General features: G+C 71.1%; 17 protein-coding genes. 7 read left to right on the forward strand and 10 right to left on the reverse strand.

The window, feature by feature from the left end:
- On the reverse strand, positions 1-1,725 hold the full coding sequence (locus AC4BEG_RS17180) for an SDR family oxidoreductase (protein ID WP_490706743.1): 1,725 nt from the start codon (positions 1,723-1,725) through the stop codon (positions 1-3).
- 264 nt (positions 1,726-1,989) lie between these two features.
- Between AC4BEG_RS17180 and AC4BEG_RS17185 the strand changes: the two genes are divergently transcribed.
- From AC4BEG_RS17185 to AC4BEG_RS17205, 5 genes are all read left to right on the forward strand, one after another.
- On the forward strand, positions 1,990-3,072 hold the full coding sequence (locus AC4BEG_RS17185) for an ABC transporter ATP-binding protein (protein ID WP_490706744.1): 1,083 nt from the start codon (positions 1,990-1,992) through the stop codon (positions 3,070-3,072).
- Positions 3,062-3,961, forward strand: coding sequence for an ABC transporter permease (locus tag AC4BEG_RS17190; RefSeq protein ID WP_490706745.1), 900 nt, complete (start codon positions 3,062-3,064; stop codon positions 3,959-3,961). Before AC4BEG_RS17185 ends, AC4BEG_RS17190 begins: the two co-directional genes overlap by 11 nt.
- Positions 3,958-4,884 (forward strand): ABC transporter ATP-binding protein, encoded by a 927-nt coding sequence (locus AC4BEG_RS17195; RefSeq protein ID WP_201872344.1) that lies wholly within the window; start codon positions 3,958-3,960, stop codon positions 4,882-4,884. The genes AC4BEG_RS17190 and AC4BEG_RS17195 overlap by 4 nt, the downstream gene beginning before the upstream one ends.
- Before the next feature lie 15 nt (positions 4,885-4,899).
- The gene (locus AC4BEG_RS17200; RefSeq protein ID WP_490706746.1) at positions 4,900-5,628 is read left to right on the forward strand and encodes an ABC transporter permease subunit; all 729 of its coding nucleotides are present in this window, start codon (positions 4,900-4,902) and stop codon (positions 5,626-5,628) included.
- 121 nt (positions 5,629-5,749) lie between these two features.
- Positions 5,750-6,706: a helix-turn-helix transcriptional regulator gene (locus tag AC4BEG_RS17205; RefSeq protein WP_490706747.1), complete on the forward strand. Its 957-nt coding sequence runs from the start codon at positions 5,750-5,752 to the stop codon at positions 6,704-6,706.
- Here AC4BEG_RS17205 and AC4BEG_RS17210 read toward each other — a convergent pair.
- Positions 6,687-7,643, reverse strand: a complete 957-nt coding sequence (locus AC4BEG_RS17210; protein ID WP_490706748.1) for a LysR family transcriptional regulator — start codon at positions 7,641-7,643, stop codon at positions 6,687-6,689. The two genes, AC4BEG_RS17205 and AC4BEG_RS17210, sit on opposite strands and share 20 nt — an antisense overlap.
- Before the next feature lie 481 nt (positions 7,644-8,124).
- Entirely contained in the window at positions 8,125-9,669 is a 1,545-nt protein-coding gene (locus tag AC4BEG_RS17215) for an MFS transporter (protein ID WP_490706749.1), read from the reverse strand.
- Positions 9,670-9,805: 136 nt separating this feature from the next.
- Here AC4BEG_RS17215 and AC4BEG_RS17220 point away from each other — a divergent pair, with 136 nt between their 5' ends.
- Together AC4BEG_RS17220 and AC4BEG_RS17225 are read left to right on the forward strand one after the other, a co-directional pair.
- A complete protein-coding gene (locus tag AC4BEG_RS17220) occupies positions 9,806-10,810 on the forward strand; it encodes an Lrp/AsnC family transcriptional regulator (RefSeq protein WP_490706750.1) in 1,005 nt (334 codons plus the stop codon).
- Between the two features lie 227 nt (positions 10,811-11,037).
- A complete protein-coding gene (locus tag AC4BEG_RS17225) occupies positions 11,038-11,487 on the forward strand; it encodes a phospholipase (RefSeq protein ID WP_490706751.1) in 450 nt (149 codons plus the stop codon).
- A gap of 85 nt (positions 11,488-11,572) precedes the next feature.
- On the opposite strand, the gene AC4BEG_RS17230 is transcribed toward AC4BEG_RS17225, so the two are convergent.
- The 7 genes from AC4BEG_RS17230 to AC4BEG_RS17260 all read right to left on the reverse strand — a co-directional run bounded on the left by AC4BEG_RS17230 (position 11,573) and on the right by AC4BEG_RS17260 (position 19,888).
- Positions 11,573-12,421: an HAD family hydrolase gene (locus AC4BEG_RS17230; protein ID WP_490706752.1), complete on the reverse strand. Its 849-nt coding sequence runs from the start codon at positions 12,419-12,421 to the stop codon at positions 11,573-11,575.
- Positions 12,418-13,695 carry a serine--tRNA ligase gene (serS, locus tag AC4BEG_RS17235; RefSeq protein ID WP_490706753.1) on the reverse strand — a complete coding sequence of 426 codons (1,278 nt, stop codon included), beginning with the start codon at positions 13,693-13,695 and terminating at the stop codon, positions 12,418-12,420. The genes AC4BEG_RS17230 and serS overlap by 4 nt, the downstream gene beginning before the upstream one ends.
- Positions 13,696-14,246: 551 nt before the next feature.
- Positions 14,247-15,182 (reverse strand): prephenate dehydratase, encoded by a 936-nt coding sequence (gene pheA / locus AC4BEG_RS17240; RefSeq protein ID WP_490706754.1) that lies wholly within the window; start codon positions 15,180-15,182, stop codon positions 14,247-14,249.
- A gap of 139 nt (positions 15,183-15,321) precedes the next feature.
- Positions 15,322-16,635, reverse strand: coding sequence for an iron uptake transporter deferrochelatase/peroxidase subunit (gene efeB / locus AC4BEG_RS17245; RefSeq protein ID WP_490706755.1), 1,314 nt, complete (start codon positions 16,633-16,635; stop codon positions 15,322-15,324).
- Positions 16,632-18,713: a copper resistance CopC/CopD family protein gene (locus tag AC4BEG_RS17250; protein ID WP_490706756.1), complete on the reverse strand. Its 2,082-nt coding sequence runs from the start codon at positions 18,711-18,713 to the stop codon at positions 16,632-16,634. Before AC4BEG_RS17250 ends, efeB begins: the two co-directional genes overlap by 4 nt.
- 6 nt (positions 18,714-18,719) lie before the next feature.
- Positions 18,720-19,223 carry a copper chaperone PCu(A)C gene (locus tag AC4BEG_RS17255; protein ID WP_490706757.1) on the reverse strand — a complete coding sequence of 168 codons (504 nt, stop codon included), beginning with the start codon at positions 19,221-19,223 and terminating at the stop codon, positions 18,720-18,722.
- A complete protein-coding gene (locus AC4BEG_RS17260) occupies positions 19,220-19,888 on the reverse strand; it encodes an SCO family protein (RefSeq protein ID WP_490707105.1) in 669 nt (222 codons plus the stop codon). Before AC4BEG_RS17260 ends, AC4BEG_RS17255 begins: the two co-directional genes overlap by 4 nt.
- Between the last annotated feature and the right edge of the window lie 43 nt (positions 19,889-19,931).

A 19,931-nucleotide genomic window follows, 5' to 3' on the forward strand; every position in this document is an offset into this window, starting at 1 on the left:
TCACCTCGGCCGCCGCCCCAGCCGCGCGGCCGCGCGCAGCGATACCGGGGCGACCCGGGACAGCACGGCCGCGGCCTTCGCCTCCGGTGTCACCGGCACCACCGCGGCATTGCGCAGCACGGCCCGCAGGATCGCGTCCGCGACCTTCTCCGGTGGGTACGCACGGGGCGCCAGCAGCCGGGCGGGCCGGTCGTCCCGGGTGCGGGCATAGCCGGGGCAGATCACCGAGACGCCGATGTCCCGGCCCGCCAGCTCGGCGCGCAGGGATTCGCTCAGCCGCACCACGGCCGCCTGGGAGGCGCCGTAGGCGGACAGCGTCCGCGACGGACGGAAGGCGGCGGCCGACGCCGTGTTGACGATATGGCCGCCCTGGCCACGGTCGGCCATCTGGCCGCCGAAGGCCCGGCAGCTGTGGATGACGCCCCACAGATTGGTGTCCAGCACCCGGCGCCAGGCGTCCGCCGAGGTGTCCAAGAAGGCGCCGGAGAGCCCCACTTCGGCATCGTTGACCAGCACATCGACCACGCCGTACTCGGCGGAGACCTTGTGGGCCAGCTTCTCCACGGCTCGCTCGTCCGCGATGTCCACGGCCTCGGCCCAGGCGTGCGGCGCACCGGCCGAGCGTGCCAGCGAGGCGGTGTGCGCCGCGGCCTCCGCGTCCTGGTCCACGGCGATCACCCGGGCTCCCGCCGCGGCGAAGGCGAGGCAGGTGGCCCGGCCGACGGCGCCCGCCGCGCCCGTCACCAGCACCAGCCGGCCGCCGAACCGCTGGGCGTACGGACCGGGCGAGGCCGCCCCGGGGCGTGGAGCACCCTCCTCCACCGAGGTGATGAACTCGGTGATCCACGCGGTGAGCTGGTCCGGCCGGGAGCGGGGCATGCCGTGGCGGGCGGCGAGGGTGCGCCGCGTCAGATCCGGCACCCAGCTCTCCAGATCGTCGTAGAGCCGCTGGGAGAGAAAGGGGTCCTGGGTCGGGACGATCAGCTGGACCGGGGCGTGGGCATAGGCGTCCGGACGGGGTCGGCGGATCCGCTCGCGGACGTTGTCCCGGTAGAGCCAGGCGCCGTGGGCGGCGTCATCGGGAAGCGACGCGGTCGGATAGCCGTCGCTCGGCACCCGATCGACGCGCTCCAGAACGCCCGGCCAGGACCGGCCGAGCGGACCGCGCCACAGCGCCTCCGGAAGCCGGGGCGTATGCAGCGCGCCCACGTACCAGGAGCGGGCGGACTGGCCCAGCAGTTGGGCGATACGGCGCGGGGTGGGCCGGGTCAGCCGCTTTCTGATCCAGTGGCCGAAGTGGTCCAGGCAGGGGCCCGACAGCGAGGTGAACGAGGCGATCCGCCCCTGGGCGCGCGGGACCGTGACGAACTCCCAGGACTGCACCGAGCCCCAGTCGTGGCCCACCAGATGGACCGGCCGGCCCGGGGAGACCGCGTCGATCACGGCCAGGAAGTCATCGGTGAGCTTCTCCAGGGTGAAGCCGCCGCGCAGCGGCTTCGGGGCCGTGGAGCGGCCGCAGCCGCGCACGTCGTACAGCACGACATGGAAGCCCGCGCCGTCGGAGGCGAGGCGGGTGGCGACCTCGGCCCACACCTCCTTGCTGTCCGGATAGCCGTGCAGCAGCACCACCGTGGGCCGCGCGGGATCACCGAGCTCGGCGACGCACAGCTCCACCTCTCCCGTGCGGATCGTGCGCTCGGCCGCTGCCGCGATCCCGTCCGTCACGCTGTCCTCCCCTTCCGCGCGGACATCGGCTTCCGCGCATGAACCCGGCGTCGTCCCCGCATGAACGGCGTCTTCACGGCGCTTTCCACGCATGAACCGGCGAACCGTGCCAGGACGACCATGCTCGGCGTTCGAAATCGCCGTCAAGAGGGCCGTCCGCCCCTGTGGATACCCGGGGTAACCCCCTCCTGGGGGTGCCGTTCCCCTACGGGCACGTGCGACCCGAGGACTAGGGAAATCCAGCCGTCAGGACTGACGTCGAGTGTGGCTCGGCCCACTACTGTCGAACACGTGACTGTGATCGCCACCGAAAGCCTGAGCAAGCGGTTCCCCAGGGTCACCGCTCTCGACCGGCTCTCCGTCGACATCACACCGGGCGTCACCGGCCTGGTGGGTGCCAACGGTGCCGGCAAGTCCACCCTGATCAAGATCCTGCTCGGTCTCTCCCCCGCCAGCGAGGGGCGTGCCACCGTGCTCGGCCTCGACGTGGCCAAGGATGGCAGCACCATCCGCGAGAGCGTCGGCTATATGCCCGAGCACGACTGTCTGCCGCCCGATGTCTCGGCCACCGAGTTCGTCGTCCACATGGCGCGCATGTCCGGGCTGCCACCGTCCGCCGCCCGGGAGCGCACGGCCGACACCCTGCGCCATGTGGGCCTGTACGAGGAGCGGTACCGACCCATCGGCGGCTACTCGACGGGTATGAAGCAGCGGGTCAAGCTGGCCCAGGCACTGGTGCACGACCCGCGGCTGGTGCTGCTGGACGAGCCGACCAACGGCCTCGACCCGGTCGGCCGGGACGACATGCTCGCCCTCATCCGCCGCGTCTACACGGACTTCGGCATTTCGGTCCTGGTCACTTCGCATCTGCTCGGCGAGCTGGAGCGCACCTGCGACCACGTGGTGGTCATCGACGGCGGCAAGCTGCTCCGCTCCAGCTCCACCAGCGACTTCACCCAGGTCACGGCCTCCCTCGCGGTCGAGGTCACCGACACCGCCGAGCACCCGGACGGCACCGGTGTGCTGCGCGCCGCGCTCGACCGCGCGGGGCTCACCGTCCAGCCCGCCGGACGCGGCGCCGACGGGGCGCCCGCCTCCGACCATGTGCTGCTGGTCGACGTGGCCGGGGAGGGGACCTACGACACGGTCCGCGACGCCATCGCCGAACTCGGCCTCGGCCTGGTCCGGATGGAACAGCGCCGCCACCGCATCGCGGAGATCTTCCGCTCCGACGACTCCGACGACTCCGCGGACGCCTCCGCGAACTCCTCCGACCACACCACGGGGACCTCCGGCGCGGACGCAACCGGCGCCCACGGGAAGGGAGGTGCCGTCGATGCCGCCTGAGACCGTGCCCCAGCAGCGCACCGACGTCATCCACAACATCGGCTACCGGCACTACGAGGGCGCCCGTCTGGGCCGCGCCTACGCCCGCCGCTCGCTCTTCTCCCAGAGCCTGCGCGGCGCCTACGGCCTCGGTCGCTCGGCGAAGTCCAAGGTCGGGCCGATGCTGATGCTCGCCGTGATGTGCGTGCCCGCCGCGATCATCGTCGCGGTGGCCGTCGCCACCAAGGCGAACAAGCTCCCCGTGGAGTACACCGGATACGCGATCATGCTCCAGGCCGTCATCGGCCTCTACACCGCCGCCCAGGCACCGCAGTCCGTCTCCCGCGATCTGCGCTTCAAGACGATCCCGCTCTACTTCTCCCGGCCCATCAAGACCGAGGACTATGTGGTGGCCAAGTTCGCCGCCCTCGCGTCCGCGCTCTTCTTCCTCACCGCGATGCCCCTGCTGATCCTCTACATCGGGGCCCTGCTCGCCAAGCTGGACTTCGCCGACCAGACGAAGGGCTTCGCACAAGGACTGGTCTCCGTGGCTCTGCTCTCGCTCCTCTTCGCCGGTATCGGCCTGGTCATCGCCGCCATGACACCGCGCCGCGGCTTCGGTGTCGCCGCCGTCATCGCCGTACTGACCATCTCCTACGGCGCGGTGAGCACCATTCAGGCCATCGCCTGGGACCAGGGCAACACCGACGCGGTCAGCTGGCTCGGCCTCTTCTCGCCGATCACCCTCGTCGACGGGGTACAGACCGCGTTCCTCGGCGCCACCTCCGCCTTCCCCGGCGAGTTCGGCCCCGGCACCGGGACCGGCCTTGTCTACCTCCTCGTCCTCCTCGGCCTGACCGCCGGCTCGTACGGCCTGCTGATGCGCCGCTACCGAAAGGTCGGGCTGTGACCACGATCGCCATCGACAATGTCTCCCGCTGGTTCGGGAACGTCGTGGCCGTCAACGACGTGACCATGACGATCGGCCCCGGGGTCACCGGCCTTCTCGGACCCAACGGCGCGGGCAAGTCCACACTGATCAACATGATGGCCGGGTTCCTGGCGCCCTCCACCGGGACCGTCACCCTCGACGGCGCCCCGATCTGGCGCAATGAGCAGGTGTACCGCCACATCGGGCTCGTCCCCGAGCGGGAGGGGATGTACGACTTCCTCACCGGCCGCGAATTTGTCATCGCCAACGCCGAACTGCACGGGCTGCCCGATCCGCGCGCCGCCGCGCGCAAGGCGCTGGACACCGTCGAGATGGACTACGCCGGGTCGCGGAAGATCTCCACCTACAGCAAGGGCATGCGCCAGCGGGTGAAGATGGCCTCCGCCCTGGTCCATGAGCCGTCGGTGCTGCTGCTCGACGAGCCGTTCAACGGGATGGACCCGCGCCAGCGCATGCAGCTGATGGAGCTGCTGCGGCGGATGGGCGCCGAGGGCCGGACCGTGCTGTTCTCCTCGCACATCCTGGAGGAGGTCGAGCAACTCGCCGCCCATATCGAGGTGATCGTCGCCGGACGGCATGCCGCCTCCGGTGACTTCCGCAAGATCCGCCGTCTGATGACCGACCGTCCGCACCGCTACCTGGTGCGCTCCAGCGACGACCGGGCGCTCGCGGCGGCCCTCATCGCCGATCCGTCGACCACCGGTATCCAGGTCGATGCCGGTGGCGGGGTGGACGGCGGACTGCACATCCAGGCCGTCGACTTCACCCGCTTCACCGAACTGCTGCCCCGGGTCGCCCGCGACCAGGGCATCCGGCTCCTCACGGTCTCGCCCTCCGACGAGTCCCTGGAGAGCGTCTTCTCCTACCTCGTCGCGGCCTGAAAGGAGCCCACAGCGATGTCCTCGCTCTACCATCCGACCGTCGCCCGGCTCACCTACCGGGCCCTGCTCGGCCGCCGCCGTGCGCTGATCCTGTTCTCACTGCCCGCACTGCTGCTGATCATCGCGTTGGCGGTACGGGTACTGACCGGTGCCGACGACGGCACGGCCGACGGCATCCTCGGCGGCTTCGCGATCGCCACCATGGTTCCGCTGATCGGCGTGATCGCCGGTACCGGCGCGATCGGCCCGGAGATCGACGACGGTTCGGTGCTCTATCTGCTGGCCAAGCCGGTGAAGCGGCCCACGATCATCGTCACCAAGCTGATCGTCGCGATCGGCGTCACGGCCGCCTTCTCCGCGATCCCCACCCTGCTCGCGGGCTTCATCCTGAACGGCAACGGCCATCAGCTCGCGGTCGCCTACGCCGTCGCCGCCGCCGTGGCCTCCGTCGCCTACAGCGCGATCTTCCTGCTGCTGGGCACCGTCACCCGGCATGCGGTGGTCGCGAGCCTGCTCTACGCCCTGGTGTGGGAGGCGCTGTTCGGCAGCCTGATCTCCGGGGCGCGCACGCTCAGTGTCCAGCAGTGGGCGCTGGCCCTGGCCCAGAAGATCGGCGAGGGCGATCTGATCACCTCGGCGGTCGGACTGCCCACCGCCGTGGTGCTGCTGGTCGCCGTGACCGTGGCGACGACCTGGTACGCGGGCAGCAAGCTGCGCACGCTCACCGTCGCCGGTGAGGAGTGAGCCGTTCGGACGCACCCCCTGTTGTCGCCGGTGGCGGCGGTCGTGGAGACGGCCGCCGCCACCGGTGTGTTGTCGCCACCGGTGTTGACACCGGGCCCCGGCGTTTCCTTGGCTCACTCCTGTGAAATCCGACCGGCTGCTCTCGATCCTGCTGCTCCTCCAGACCCGTGGCCGGGTCACCGCCGTGGAACTCGCCGAGCGGCTGGAGGTCTCGACCCGCACCATCTACCGCGATGTGGAGTCCCTGTCCGCCGCCGGGGTGCCGGTCTACGCCGAACGCGGCCGGCACGGCGGAATCACCCTGCTCCCCGGCTTCCGCACGGATGTCACCGGACTGACCTCCGATGAGGCCAGGGCGCTGTTCGTCCTGGTCGCGCAGAGCACCCATGCCGCGCTCGGCCTCGACAGCGCCCTCGGCTCCGCCCTGCGCAAGGTGATGGCCGCGCTCCCGGCCGCGCACCGGCCCGCCGCCGAGCTCACGAGCCGCCGGATCCTCGTCGACCCCGGCCGCTGGTGGTCCCACCCCGCGCCGGAGGCCGATCTCGCCGTACTCCAGACCGCCGTACTGACCGACCGCAGACTGCGTATCCGCTACCGCCACGGCGGGCAGACCGCGCTGAACGACTACACCGTCGACCCCTACGGGCTCGTCGCCAAGGCCGGGGTCTGGTACCTGGTCGCCGACCGCGACGGCACCCCTCGGCTCTTCCGCGCCGACCGCGTCGCCGCCGCGTCGCTCGTCGACGCACCGGTGCGCCGCCGCCCCGGTGCCGAGTTGAAGGAGGTGTGGGAGGAGCTGCGGCGCGGGATCGAGGAGCGGCCGATGCCGCTGCGGGTACGGGCCCGGGTGCGGCGCAGCGGGCTCGACCGCTTCCTGCGGATCGTGGGCTCGCTGGTGGCACAGGCGCAGGAGATCGGGGGCGATGCGGAGTGGGCCGAGGTGGACCTCGCCTATCCGCAGCTGGTCGCGACGCGCCACCTGCTCCAGTTCGGGGCGGAGGTGGAGGTGCTGGATCCGCCCGAGGTCCGCGCCGAACTGGCCGCCGCGGCGGCCTCGGTCACCGCGCTGTACGGGTGACGCCGGGATCCGGCTCCGGCCCGGCCACCGGTCGCGCCCGTGGGCCGTCCGCCGTCAGTTCCGCCGCGACCGTCTCGGCGAACTCCACGGCCACCGGGCTCAGCGCGTCCCACCGTCGTGCCGCCCACCCGGTGGCCAGCGGCGGCAGTGAGGGGATCGGGATCAGCCGTAGTGCCGGATGGGCGACCGGCTCCCGCCACCCCGGCAGCGCGGGCACCACGGCGTGCCCCAGCCCCAGTTCGGCCAGCAGGATGGCGGTGTCCCAGTCGGCCACGCTGGTGGTCGAGACCGGTTCGGTGCCCTGGCGGGTGAGGTGCTCCTCCAACCGGTGCCGGGAGACGGAGTTCTCCGGCAGCCGGATGTGCCGGATGGACGCCAGCTCCCCGGGACCGATCTCGGTGCGCTCGGCGAGCGGATCACCGGCGTGGACGGCCAGCACCCACGGCAGCTCCAGAACTGGCCGCGGTTCGATACCGCGTGCCGGCGAACCGATGGTGATCCAGGCCAGATCGGCGGTGCCGGCGGCCAGCGCCTCGAAGCAGCGGCGGCTGGAGTTCTCGGTCTGGAACTCCAGGTTCACCCGCGGATGGCGCCGCCGGAAGGCCACCACCCCGGCCGACATGAAGTGCCGTACGGTCGTCGCCCCGGTGGTGACGCGCACCGTACCGCCGCCGCCCTGCCGCAGGTCGCGCAGCCGCCGCAGCGCGTGGTCGAGGCCGACCAGTCCGTCGGCCGCCGCCCGGTGCAGGATCAACCCGGCCTGGGTGGGCGCCACTCCGCGCGGACGTCGCTCCAACAGGACGATTCCCAGCTCGCGTTCGAGCCGCTTGACGCGCTGGCTCACCGCCGACTGGGTACAGCCCAGATCGCGGGCGACGGCACTGAGGCTGCCGGAGTCGCAGACGGCCGTGAAAGCGCGGAGATCGTCCAAGGTCATCAACCCAAGCTACTGCTAAGGGGTTTGGAAGAAATCCTGAGGATTGACTTGGAGTTGGGATCAGGACGACGATCTATGCGGCGCCCAGGGCGGCAACCCGCTCCCGGCCACGCCCGACCGGATCCGGACCGTACGGCGTGCACCCGGGGCGGGTGCCGACCCGCCCCTCTACCGACGGGCCTTGGCCGCGGCCCGGCGCCCGCACCGCGACGGCGGTGCGGGCGCTGTTGAGGCGGGCGCCGGTTCGGCGCAAGCCGCCGACACGTACGCCGCCTATCGTCTCGGCCGCGGCGGCTGGGCCCTGTCCTGCCGATCTTCGCGGGCCCGCGACGCCTGGCACCGCGCCTCGCCGCGTTGTCGGGATCTTCCGAGTACGCCCAGTACGAGGACGACCCTCCTGCGATCCTCCCCCAGCTACCGCTGGGGGGCGCCCCCTCACCAGACGCCGCGGGCTGATCCACGAAGATCGACAGGACAGGACCTAAGCGGGAACCGTTTCGGTGGGGGCCTTGGTGTCCGGTGATGTGGGGTGCGCGGAGGCGGGGCGGCCTCGGACCACCGCCAGCACCAGCAGACCCGCGGCCAGGGCGGTGATTCCGGAGATCAGGCAGATGCGGTCGAGTCCGGTCACAAACGATTCGTGGACCAGGGTCCGTGCCGCATCGCGCTGTCCCCGGGGCGCCGCGGCGATCACCGCGTCGGCCTGGCCGCCGCTGATCGCCTCGGCCGCCTGTCCGGCAGCCCGGGGCGGAACGGTTCCGTCGGCATCGACCGCCTCGCGGACTCGCGACGCGAACACCGTGCCCAGCACGGCGATGCCGAGTGCGTACCCCAGCTGCCGGAAGGTGTTGACCGCGCCGCTGGCCATTCCCGCGCGCTCCGGCGGGGCGGCGTCCAGGGCGGCGGAGACCAGGACCGGCATGGCGAGACCGACCCCCAAACCGGCCGTGATCATCCCCGGGACCAGCACCTGCCAGCCCGAACCAGGCTCCAGCAGCGCGGCGTTGAGCAGCGCGCCCGCACCGATCAGCAGCAGTCCGCCGCCCAGTGCCCGCCCCGGGGCGACCTTCTCCAGCAGCCGTCCGCCCGCCGCGCCGACGACCAGCGAGGCCCCGGCCATCGGGGTCACCGCGAGCCCTGCCCGCACCGGGCTCAGCTCCAGCACCGACTGGAGCCACAACCCCGCATAGGTGAGATAGGGGAACGCGGCGGCCTGGAGCAGCAGAGCGGCGGCCATCAGCACCGCGAAGGAGGGACGGCGCAGCAGCCGCAGATCCAGCAGCGGCTGCCGCACCCCGCGCTCCACCGCGATGAACACGATCAGCGCGACGGCCGCGGTGACCAGCGAGGCGACCGCGCCGGTGTCGGCCCAGCCCTCCTCACCACCCCGCATCAGCCCATAGGTGAGGGACCCGGCGCACAGGGTGAAGGCGGCGGCGCCCGGCCAGTCGATCCGCGCCCCCGGCGCACCGCGCGATTCGCCGACCGTACGGAGCGTGATCCACACCGCCAGTGCCGTCAGCGGCAGGTTGACCAGGAAGATCGCCCGCCAGTCGGCGTACTCGGTCAGCACACCGCCCAGCACCGGCCCGGCTGCCACGGCCGCCCCGCTGGTGCCGCCCCACACCCCGAAGGCGATCCCGCGGGCGCGGCCGCTGTAGGTGGCCATCAGCAGCGGGGTGTTGGTGGCGAACATGGCCGCGGCCCCCACCCCCTGCACCGCGCGGGCGGCGATCAGCACCCCCGCGTCCGGCGCCAGCCCACAGGCCAGCGAGGAGAGGGCGAAGACGGTGAGCCCCGCCAGGTACAGCCGCCGACGGCCGAAGAGATCGGCGGCCGAACCGGCCGTCATCAGCAGCGCGGCGAGCGCCAGCGCGTAGATGTCCATCACCCACTGGAGAGAGGTGAAGGAGGCATCAAGGCCGTGCGCCATCTCCGGCAGCGCCGTGTTCACGATCGTGACGTCTATCAGCAACATGAAATTGCCGAGGGTGATGGCCACCAGTGGCCACCAAGGGCTGCGCATCAGGTACTCCGGGACATCGGGCCGGGGCCCGGCCCGTACGCCGCACCCCCGTGCTCCTCACCGTCGCCGGGGCTCCGGAAATGCTCCAGCCCGCCCCGGGAACACGGCGCTATCCGACACCGGCTAGCGTGCTGCGATGGAATCCGACAACATCGACGACCTGGACCGGGCGCTGGTGTACGCCCTCCAGCTCGATGGGCGGGCTCCGTTCTCCCGGATCGCCGAGGTGCTGGGCGTGTCCGACCAGACCGTGGCGCGCCGCTACACGCGGCTGCGCACCACACGGACGATCCGGGTGCTGGGACTCACCGATCCCGCCGCGCTCGGTGAACTGGTCTGGCTGGTGCGGGTGCAGTGCATGCCGGACACCGCGGAGGCGGTGGCCGAGGCACTGGCCCGCCGCGAGGACACCTCATGGGTCAGCCTGATGTCCGAGGGCACCGAGGTGGTCGCGCTGACGCGGGCAGCCACCGAAGCGGACAGCGACACACTGCTGCTGCGCAAACTGCCCCAGACGCCCCGGGTGGTGGGCGTGAGCGCACACTGTGTGCTGCATGAGTTCTACGGCGGCTCGCAGGGTCTGATCACCAAGTCCGGAGCGCTCACCGACGAGCAGGCCGAGCGGCTGCGGCTGCCCGAGCCGGACCGTTCGCGGGGCCCCCGCGGGCCGCTCGCCGCTGACGACCGCACGATGCTGAGGGTGCTCGGGCAGGACGGGCGAGCGCCACTGGCCCAACTGGCCGCTGCCACCGGCTGGTCGCAGTCGACCGTCCGCCGTCGGCTCGCCGATCTGCGCGCCGACGGCACTCTCTACTTCGATGTCGACTACGACCACCAGGTGTTCCGGACGGGCATCGTCACCGCCCTGTGGTTGTCGGTGCCACCGTCGGAGCTGGAGGCCACCGGCCGGGCGCTCGCGGACCATCCGGAGGTGGCGTTCGCCGGCGCGACCACCGGCCCCAACAATCTGCTGGCCATCGTGGTCTGCGCGGATGCTCCGGCGTTCTACCGCTATCTGACGACGCGGATCGCCGCGCTGCCCGCCATACGGCATATGGAGAGCTCCCCCATGATCCGGAGGGTCAAGGGACCGGGGCCGCTGCCGGTCGCTCCACGCGGTGCGGCACGGCGTCCCCTCTGAGCGAGGGCTGAGGCACCAACGCCCTTGGTGAAAAGGCGAGTTGGTAGGAATCTCTGAATCCTGAATGGTTGAATTCTGTTCATCCAGACGACCGTACAGATCTTGACGCTTGTCAGGGACCTGTCGAACTCTGAAAGCAGGTACTCCCCCCACGTCGCGCCATCTTCCCTCACTCACAAAAGCAGTGATGGCGCGTCACAACGCAAAAGACGGAGGTAACCCCTCACATGCGTCGTCTTGCCATGAGTCTTGCCGCCACCGCGGTCACCACGGCCGCCACCGTCGCCCTCGCCTCTCCCGCCCAGGCCGTACCCGCGGACAAACAGCAGGTGCTCGCCAGTTGGACCCAGACCAGTGCCGACAGCTACAACGCCTGGCTCTCGGCCCGCAACAACCAAGGGGCCTGGGCCGCCTACGCCTTCGACTGGTCGACCGACTATTGCAGCTCATCGCCCGACAACCCGTTCGGCTTCCCCTTCCAGACCGCCTGTGCCCGCCATGACTTCGGCTATCGCAACCACAAGGCTATGGGGATCTTCGATGCCAACAAGGCCCGGATCGACAGCGCCTTCTACGAGGACCTCAAGCGCGTCTGCAACAACTACGGCGGTGCCAGCAAGGCCGCCTGCAACAGCACCGCGTGGACGTACTACCAGGCGGTGAAGATCCTGGGCTGAGCCCAGCGCAGCCGCTGAGCGCATCGCAGCGGCTGAGCCCAGCGCCGTACCGACGCCGAGTGGCCCACCCCCGTGGGCCACCCGGTCAGTGTGACGCGATGGGGAAGAGCCGCTCCAGAAGCACCGCGATCCCGTCCTCCGCGTTCGAGGCGGTGATCTCGTCGGCCACGGCCTTGAGCCCGTCGTGCGCGTTGGCCATCGCGACGCCGTGCCGCGCCCACTTCAGCATCGGGATGTCATTGGGCATATCGCCGAAGGCGATGGTGTCGGCCGCGGTCACCTTCAGCCGCCGGGCGGCCAGCGACAGCCCCGTGGCCTTCGTCAGCCCCAGCGGCAGCAGCTCCACCAGACCGGTGCCCGCCACGGTCACCCCGACCAGCCCTCCGGCGGCGATCCGGGCGGCGTCCGCGAGCGCGTCGTCGTCCAGCCGGGGGTGCTGGATGTAGAGCTTGCTGATGGGTGCGGTCCAGAACGCGTCCGGGTCGGTGACGGAGGCGGGCTCCATGTCGTAACCCATCCGGTAACCGGGGCCGAACAGTATCTCGCCGTCGAGACCGTCACGGGCCGCGGCCAGGGCCAGCGGGCCGATCTCCGCCTGGATCTTCTCCAGCGCCAGCACCGCCAGCTTGCGGTCCAGGGTGACGGAAGTCAGCAGCCGGTGCTCGCCCGCGTGGTAGAGCTGGGCGCCCTGCGAGCACACCGCGAGCCCCTGGTAACCGAGGTCGTCCAGTATGTGCCGGGCCACCGGCACGGTCCGCCCGGTGACGACGATGTGCGCGGCACCCGCGGCGGTGGCCGTGGCGAGCGCGGCACGCGTACGCGCCGAGACGGTGTGCGCGGGGCCCAGCAGGGTCCCGTCGAGGTCGGTGGCGATCAGTCGGTACGGCAGCGTCTCCGCGCTCTGCGGCCCGGCGTCCGCGCGTGCGTCGCTCACCGGGTGACCGGCTCCAGCACCTCGCGTCCGCCCAGGAACGGCCGCAGCACCTCGGGCACCCGCACCGAGCCGTCGGCCTGCTGGTGGTTCTCCAGGATCGCGACGATCGTCCGGGTCACTGCGCACAGCGTGCCGTTGAGCGTGGCCAGCGGGCGCACCTTCTTGCCCTCGCGCATCCGGATCGACAGCCGACGCGACTGGAACTCGGTGGTGTTGGACGTGGAGGTCAGCTCGCGGTACTTGCCCTGGGTCGGGATCCACGCCTCGCAGTCGAACTTCCGCGTGGCCGAGGAGCCCAGGTCACCCGAGGCCAGGTCGATCACCCGGAACGGCAGCTCCAGCGAGCTCAGCCACTGCTTCTCCCACTCCAGCAGCCGCTGGTGCTCGGCCTCGGCCTCCTCCGGGGTGGTGTAGACGAACATCTCCACCTTGTCGAACTGGTGCACCCGGAAGATGCCCCGGGTGTCCTTGCCGTACGACCCGGCCTCGCGGCGGAAGCAGGAGGAGAACCCGGCGTAGCGCCGCGGCAGTTCGCCCGCGTCCAGGATCTCGTCCATGTGGTACGCGGCCAGCGGCACCTCGGAGGTGCCCACCAGATAGAGGTCGTCCTTGTCGAGGCGGTAGACGTCGTCCGCGGCCTGGCCGAGGAAGCCGGTGCCCTCCATGGCCTTCGGCTTGACCAGCGCCGGGGTGAGCACCGGGGTGAAGCCCGCCGCGGTGGCCTGCGCCATCGCCGCGTTCACCAGGGCGAGCTCCAGCAGCGCGCCGACGCCCGTCAGGTAGTAGAAGCGGGAGCCGGAGACCTTGGCGCCGCGCTCGGTGTCGATCGCGCCGAGCAGCTCGCCGAGCTCCAGGTGGTCCTTGGGGGTGATGCCCTCGGCCGCGAAGTCGCGCGGGGTGCCGACCGTCTCCAGGACGCGGAAGTCGTCCTCGCCGCCCACCGGGACCTCCGGGTGGACGAGGTTGCCCAGCTGGATCAGCAGCCGCTGGGTCTCCTCGGCGGCCTCGTCCTGCTCGGCGTCGGCCGCCTTGACCGCCGCGGACAGCTCGCCGGCCTTCTTGAGCAGCTCGGCCTTCTCGTCGCCGGCGGCCTTGGGGATGAGCTTGCCGAGCGACTTCTGCTCGGCGCGCAGCTCGTCGAAGCGGACACTGGAGGACCTGCGCCGCTCGTCGGCGGTCAGGAGCGCGTCGACGAGGCCGACGTCCTCTCCACGAGCGCGCTGGGAGGCGCGCACACGATCGGGGTCCTCACGGAGCAGGCGAAGGTCAATCACCCCACCAGGTTACCGGTGTGACCTCGCGCCCTCGACGCGATATTCCTTTGTGTCCTTATTTGCACCTTTTAGTGGCTGTGGGAAACCGGGGGAATTTCTGTGACGCCCGTCGTCAAGGAATATGTATGCATTCCCCGAAAAGGGGCAAAGCGAAGGGCTCGGGGTGACGGTTTTCCTTGTGCGCGGGGCGAGTTGACCGCGAGTTGTCCACAGGGGGCGGGCCGGACGCCGTGAGTTATCCACAGCCTGTGCGCGAGATCTGTGGATGTCGGGGTGATCATTTGGTCCCGCGAGTGCTCGGCGATGGATTCCCCTATCAAACCTCGTTCACACACTCTTTGAGAGGGGAATGGCTCACTCCAAAGAGTTGGTCAATCGAATTGTGGTGACGGATGCCCTCTGTCCAGCGATGACAAGGAATGGGTCGACTGCGGCGATCTGTCGACAATGTCCGACTGGTCTGTCGACTTATCCCCAGCGGACGGGCGCAGCCTGTGGATAACTTTCCCCGTCACCCTGGGGACGGCGCCGTCAACCGGCGTCCGCGAAGTTCAGGCTCGCCCGTCCTGACAGCGCGCCAGCCACTCCGCCGCCTCCGTGAACGCCTCGTCCGAGGTGCCGTGCCGCAGCGGCGCGATCTCCGCCGACTCCACGCCCGCCCGCGGATACGAGCCCAGGAAGCGCACCTTCGGGCAAATGCGCTTCAGCCCCATCAGCGCCGAGCCCACCCGCCGGTCGGTGATGTGCCCCTCGCAGTCCACCGAGAAGCAGTAGCGGCCGATGCCCTCCCCGGTCGGGCGGGATTCGATCCGCATCAGGTTGACCCCGCGCGCCGAGTACTCCAGCAGCAGTTCCAGCAGCGCACCCGGGTGGTCGTCGCCGAGCCAGATCACCACGGACGTCTTGTCCGCCCCGGTCCGGGCGGCGGGCCGCGCGGGACGGCCGACCAGCACAAAGCGGGTCATCGCGTTCTGCGCGTCATGGATCTCGCTGACCAGCGGCTCCAGACCGTACCTCGGGGCCGCGAACTCGCCCGCGAACGCCGCGTCGTACCGTCCCTCCTGCACCAGCCGGGCACCGTCCGCGTTGGAGGCCGCCGACTCCCACTGGGCGTCCGGCAGATTCCCCGCCAGCCAGTTGCGCACCTGCGGCTGGGCGACCGGATGCCCGGTCACCGTCTTGATGTCCGTCAGCGCCGTGCCCGGCCGGACCAGCAGCGCGAAGCTGATCGAGAGCAGCACCTCGCGGTAGATCATCAGCGGTTCGCCGGTGGCCAGCTCGTCGAGGGTCGCGTTGACCCCGCCCTCCACCGAGTTCTCGATCGGCACCAGGGAGGCCGCCGCCGCGCCGGTGCGCACGGCGTCCAGGGCGGCCGGGACCGAGACCATGGGGACCAGCTCGCGCGTGGCGGCCTCCGGCATGGACCGCAGCGCAGCCTCGGTGAAGGTGCCCTCGGGGCCCAGGTACGTATAGCGGTTGGCCGACATCACGGTGGCTCCCTGTGATCTGACGAGAACTGCCACGATACCCAGCGGCACCCGCACGGCGCCGCCGACCGGGGACAGCCCGAGGCCCGGGAGGCCCGGCGGTTCCGCGGGATCCGGCGGGCCGGGTGGATTCGGCGGCTCATCCTTCCAAGAGTGCCTGACCGACGTACTCTCCCGGAGCGCAGCCGCCCGGCACCGCGAACAGCGCGCTCGCCTCGTGCCGCAGGAAGCGCGAGAGATCGTCGCCCAGGTCCAGCTTCCGCTGCACCGGAACGAACCCCTTCATCGGATCCGCCTGCCAGGCGATGAACAGCAGCCCGGCGTCCGGCGCCCCGTCCTCACGGAATCCGTCGTGGTACGAGAAGGGCCGTCGCAGCATGGCCGCGCCCTGGTTCGACGCGGGCGCCGCCACCCGGACATGGGCCGCTCCGGCGATGGCCAGCGAGCCGTCGCCGTTCACCTTGTCCAGCCGGACGGGAGTGTCCTCCGTACCGCCGGACAGCGGGGCGCCGTCGGACTTGCGGCGTCCGACCACCTTCTCCTGGCGCTCCAGGGAGAGGTGGTCCCAGGAGTCCAGCAGCATCCGGATCCGCCGGACCACCGCGTAGGAGCCGTGTGCCATCCAGGCGGGTTCGCCCTTCGCGGGGACGAAGATCCGCCGCTGGAAGTCCTCGTCCGACGGCTTGGGGTTGTTGGTGCCGTCGATCTGGCCCATCAGATTGCGGGCCGTCATGGGATGGCCGGTGGCGCCGGGTGTGCGGTTGAAGCCGTTCATCTGCCAGCGCAGCCTGGCCGTGCCGCGCGCCTCGCGCTGGAGCGCGCGCAGCGCGTGAAAGGCGACGAGCCCGTCGTTGGCGCCGATCTGGATCCACAGATCGCCGTTGCTGCGCCCCCTGTCCAGCGCGTCCGAGGCGAAGTCGGGGAGCGGAGCCAGCGCCTCCGGCAGCTGGTCCTTCAGCCCCGCCCGGCCGAAGAAGGTCCGGCCGAAACCGAAGGTGACGGTGAGGGCGGAGGGGCCCGCGTCGAGCGCGATCCCGGTGTCGTCCGGCGGCGTCTCGCCCTCGGTCAGCTGTCCGGCCGTCCTCGACCAGCGGCGCAGCAGCGCGGCGGCCGCCGTGCGGTCCGCGCCGGGGGCCAGGTCGAAGGCGACCAGATGACCGTGGGCCTGGAGCGGGGTGGTGATCCCCGCCTGGTGTCTGCCGTGGAAGGACACGGTGGTGCTGCCCACCGAGGTGAGCGGCTCCGGATCCGAGCGCCTGGCCTCGGCGGCGTACGCACCGGCGGCGCCGCCCGCCACCAGCCCGGCCGCGCCCGCGGCGCCCGCCGTGCCCAGCAGACGGCGCCGGGAGATCCGCGCGCCGGGGCTCTGCGACGCGTCCTGCGGGGAGTCGGTCCGGACGTCCGTCCCGGGGCTGTCTTCCGGCTCTCGCCGAGTGGGCTGCTCAGTGCTCATTGCGCGATCTTCACGTTCTTGGTCTCCGTCACCTGGTCGATGTCGGAGGTGCGTACGGTCAGGGAGATCCGCCAGTCGCCACCCAGGGGCAGCCGCACATTCGCGGTGCTCCAGTGTCCGGTGGACAGGTGGTTCAGCGGTACCCGGAGCGGCCCGATGGCCTTCTTCTTGAGGGTCAGGGACAGCTTGACCTCCTCGGCGTCCACGGGCCGGTCGGCCCGGTCGAGGAGGAAGACATGGAGCGAGTTGTCCCCGGCGAGCGCCGGGTCGAGCATGACCACGGCCTTGCCGCTGCCGCTCTTGCTCCCGGTGTTGTACGGGATCTCCACGCTCACCGGGTCGACGCCCAGCGGATCGGGCGCGGCAGCGGCGGCGGGCTGCCCGCTCTCGGCCCGGCCGGGCTGGGTGCCGCTGAGCACGGTGGCCACCGCGAGCAGCACCACGGCCACGACCGTTTCGGCCAGCACCGAGCGGCGCAGTCCGCTGCGCACCGGATCGGCGTCCCGCGTGCGCTGGGTGGCGGTCTTGTCGATGGCCGCGCGCTGGCGGGCGAGCTGGGCGGTGCGTACGGGGTCGTCCGCGGCGTCGGCGCCGGTGCCGTCCTCCGACGCGTCGCCCTTCCCGGCGGAGCCGGAGGCGGAGCCGGTACCGGCGTCGGCGGTACGGCCCGCTCGTCCGGCCGACGCCGCCGCCGTGACCTTGGCCTTCGCCTTCGCCTTGCCACTGGCCTTTTCGTCCGTCTCGGCGTCGTTCTGCGCGGTGTCCATCAGACGGCCCGTCCAGCGGCGCGAGACCGCGGCGATTCCCACCAGTACCGCCATCAGACCGACCTTGAGCAGCAGCCACTTCCCGTATTCGGTGCCGGTCAGCGCCTTCCACGAACCCACCTGGCGCCACGACTGGTAGACGCCGGTGAGCACCAGCGCCACCACCGAGCCGAAGGCCAGCCGGGAGAAGCGGCGCACCGCCGTCCGCCCGACCGGTTCGCCCGCGCGCAGCGCCACCGCCAGTGACGCCAGGCCGCCCAGCCACACCCCGACCGCGAGCAGATGGACCACGTCCACCGGCATCGCCAGCTCCTTCTGGATGCCGACGGAGGCGTGTTCGGCCATCGCCCAGGTCGCGGCCAGCCCGACCGCGACCACCGTGCCGCCGAAGCCGAGCCCGAAGGCCAGGTCCTGACGGCGCCCGTGGTCGAGCTCCGCGTAACTCTCGTCATCGCCCGCCGCCTTCGCGGCCTCGGCCTCCTCGGTGCGCCGGGTGTACGTACCGAAGAGCACCGCCAGGAAGACCGCCGCCGCGCCGAGCAGCAGCAGCCGCGACAGCATCGCCGCGCCCGGTTTGGTCGCCAGCACATCACCGAGCCCGCCGAGGTCGAAGACCGCGCCGATCCCCTTGCCGTCGGTGTACGGGCCGCGCAGCAGCAACAGCGCCAGGGTGGCGGCGAAGAGCGTCACCCAGCCACCGACGGCGATCTTGCGGACCGACCGGGAGGAGCGGCAGACCCCGGCGAACACACTCGCGCCGAGCAGGGCCGCGAAACCGCCGTAGGCCGCGTAGCGCCCGATCCCGTACAGCGTGCCGACGGTGGTGTCGGACTCCCCGCCCTTGGACACCTTGACCTTGGTCTTGGACGGGGCGCCGATGGAGAAGGTGACCGCGCCGTTGACCGGGTGGCTGTCCTCCGAGACCACCTTCCACGCCACCGTGAACGTGCCGTCCGGCAGCCCGGAGTGCAGCTTGATCGCGGCGGTCGAGGTTCTGCCGGCCACATGGCCGGGCTTCCCGGTGTCCACGCGCTTGCCCTGGGGGTCGAGCACACGCACCGAGTCGTCGGAGAGCAGCACACCCTCCGAGAAGTTCAGTGTGACCTCCGAGGGCGCGGTCTTCACCACCGATCCGTCGCGCGGGTCGGTCGAGGTGAGCGCGGCATGCGCGGACGCGGTGTTCGCGCCGACGCTCAGCGCGCACAGCAGCGCGGCGAGCAGGGTCGCGCAGACCGCGGTCAGCCGCCGGGCGGTGACGGAGCGGGGGGTCCTGGCGGCCCCGGTGGAGGTCGGGGAGGTCAGCGAGGGCATCGGGCGTCAGTCCTTGGGGCGGTACGTCGTCGGCTCGACCGGGACTTTGATCTCGATGGGGTCGGAGTTCGCGAAATGCAGGGTGAACTCGACCTTCTCACCGACCTTGGGCCGGTGGGTCAGCTTTGTCAGCATCAGATGATCTCCGCCGCTGGCCAGTTCCAGCCGCCCGTTCACCGGGACGTCCAGCGAACTCACCTGCTTCATCCGGTTGTCCGCGGTGTGGTGCAGCGTGACGTCGGAGGCGAGCGGGGTGGTGACGGAGGTCAGCTTGTCCGCGCCGTCGCCGGTGTTCCGTACGGTGAAGAAGCCCGTGGCCATGTCGTCCATCGACGGCCGGGGGAGATAGGCGCCGCTGACGGACAGCTTCGGACGGCCGCCGCCCTCCTTTCCTTCCGCGCCGCTCCCGCCGCCGTCCCCGTCACCGGGTCCGCAGGCGGCGATCGCCGCGGACAGACCGAGGGCGAGCGCCGTGGCGACCGCCCTGCGGACAGAGGCGCCGCCGGTCACGGGTTCTGACCCTTGACGATCTTCGGCAGGTCCTTGGTGTACTGCTCGGCGGTGGTGTCGGTGGTGTAGATCCAGTGCGCCTTGTTGTCCTGGGGCGCGTAGCCGATCACCTCGGCGCCGTGGCCGACGGTGATGCTGCCGTCCTTCTCCTTCTTCGGCTTCTCGACGTAGATGCCCAGCGTCCGGGCGGCGGCCTGGACCGTGTCGAAGTCGCCGGTGAGACCGACGAAGTCCTTGCCGCCCTGGGCGTTGAGCCAGGTGCGGATCCGCTTGGGGGTGTCGCGCTTCGGGTCGGTGGACACGAAGACGACGCGGAGCTTCTCCCGCTCGGCCTTGGACAGCTTCTTCTCGGCGATGCCGAGGTTGCTCATGGACAGCGGGCAGACATCGGGGCAGTGGGTGTAGCCGAAGAAGAGCAGGGTGGGACGGCCCTTGGTCTCCTTGATCAGGTCGTACTTCTTGCCGTCGGTGTCGGTCAGGACCAGGTCCGGCTTGGGCTTCTCCTTGCCCTTGTCGAGCGAGATCGCCTTCCCCGACTGCTGGCCGCCCTTGACCTCGGCGGCGGTCGCTTTCCCCTTGTCGCCGTCGCTGTCGGAACCGCCGCAGGCGGTCAGGGTGAGAGCCGCGGCGGCGACAACAGCGGTGCCCAGGATGGTGGTGCGCATGGAGCTGTTCTCCCGTGAGAGGTGTGGATCGGTGCTGTGCAGG

The organism is Streptomyces sp. JLBJ103 (assembly GCF_058215575.1).

What these genes read in the sequence shown, in the direction of transcription:
- AC4BEG_RS17190 (WP_490706745.1), top strand. Translation starts at nt 3,062, where the DNA reads ATGCCGCCTGAGACCGTGCCCCAGCAGCGCACCGACGTCATCCACAAC.
- AC4BEG_RS17200 (WP_490706746.1), top strand. Translation starts at nt 4,900, where the DNA reads ATGTCCTCGCTCTACCATCCGACCGTCGCCCGGCTCACCTACCGGGCC.
- AC4BEG_RS17210 (WP_490706748.1), bottom strand. Translation starts at nt 7,643, where the DNA reads ATGACCTTGGACGATCTCCGCGCTTTCACGGCCGTCTGCGACTCCGGC.
- AC4BEG_RS17215 (WP_490706749.1), bottom strand. Translation starts at nt 9,669, where the DNA reads ATGCGCAGCCCTTGGTGGCCACTGGTGGCCATCACCCTCGGCAATTTC.
- AC4BEG_RS17220 (WP_490706750.1), top strand. Translation starts at nt 9,806, where the DNA reads ATGGAATCCGACAACATCGACGACCTGGACCGGGCGCTGGTGTACGCC.
- AC4BEG_RS17225 (WP_490706751.1), top strand. Translation starts at nt 11,038, where the DNA reads ATGCGTCGTCTTGCCATGAGTCTTGCCGCCACCGCGGTCACCACGGCC.
- pheA (WP_490706754.1), bottom strand. Translation starts at nt 15,182, where the DNA reads ATGTCGGCCAACCGCTATACGTACCTGGGCCCCGAGGGCACCTTCACC.
- efeB (WP_490706755.1), bottom strand. Translation starts at nt 16,635, where the DNA reads ATGAGCACTGAGCAGCCCACTCGGCGAGAGCCGGAAGACAGCCCCGGG.
- AC4BEG_RS17250 (WP_490706756.1), bottom strand. Translation starts at nt 18,713, where the DNA reads ATGCCCTCGCTGACCTCCCCGACCTCCACCGGGGCCGCCAGGACCCCC.
- AC4BEG_RS17260 (WP_490707105.1), bottom strand. Translation starts at nt 19,888, where the DNA reads ATGCGCACCACCATCCTGGGCACCGCTGTTGTCGCCGCCGCGGCTCTC.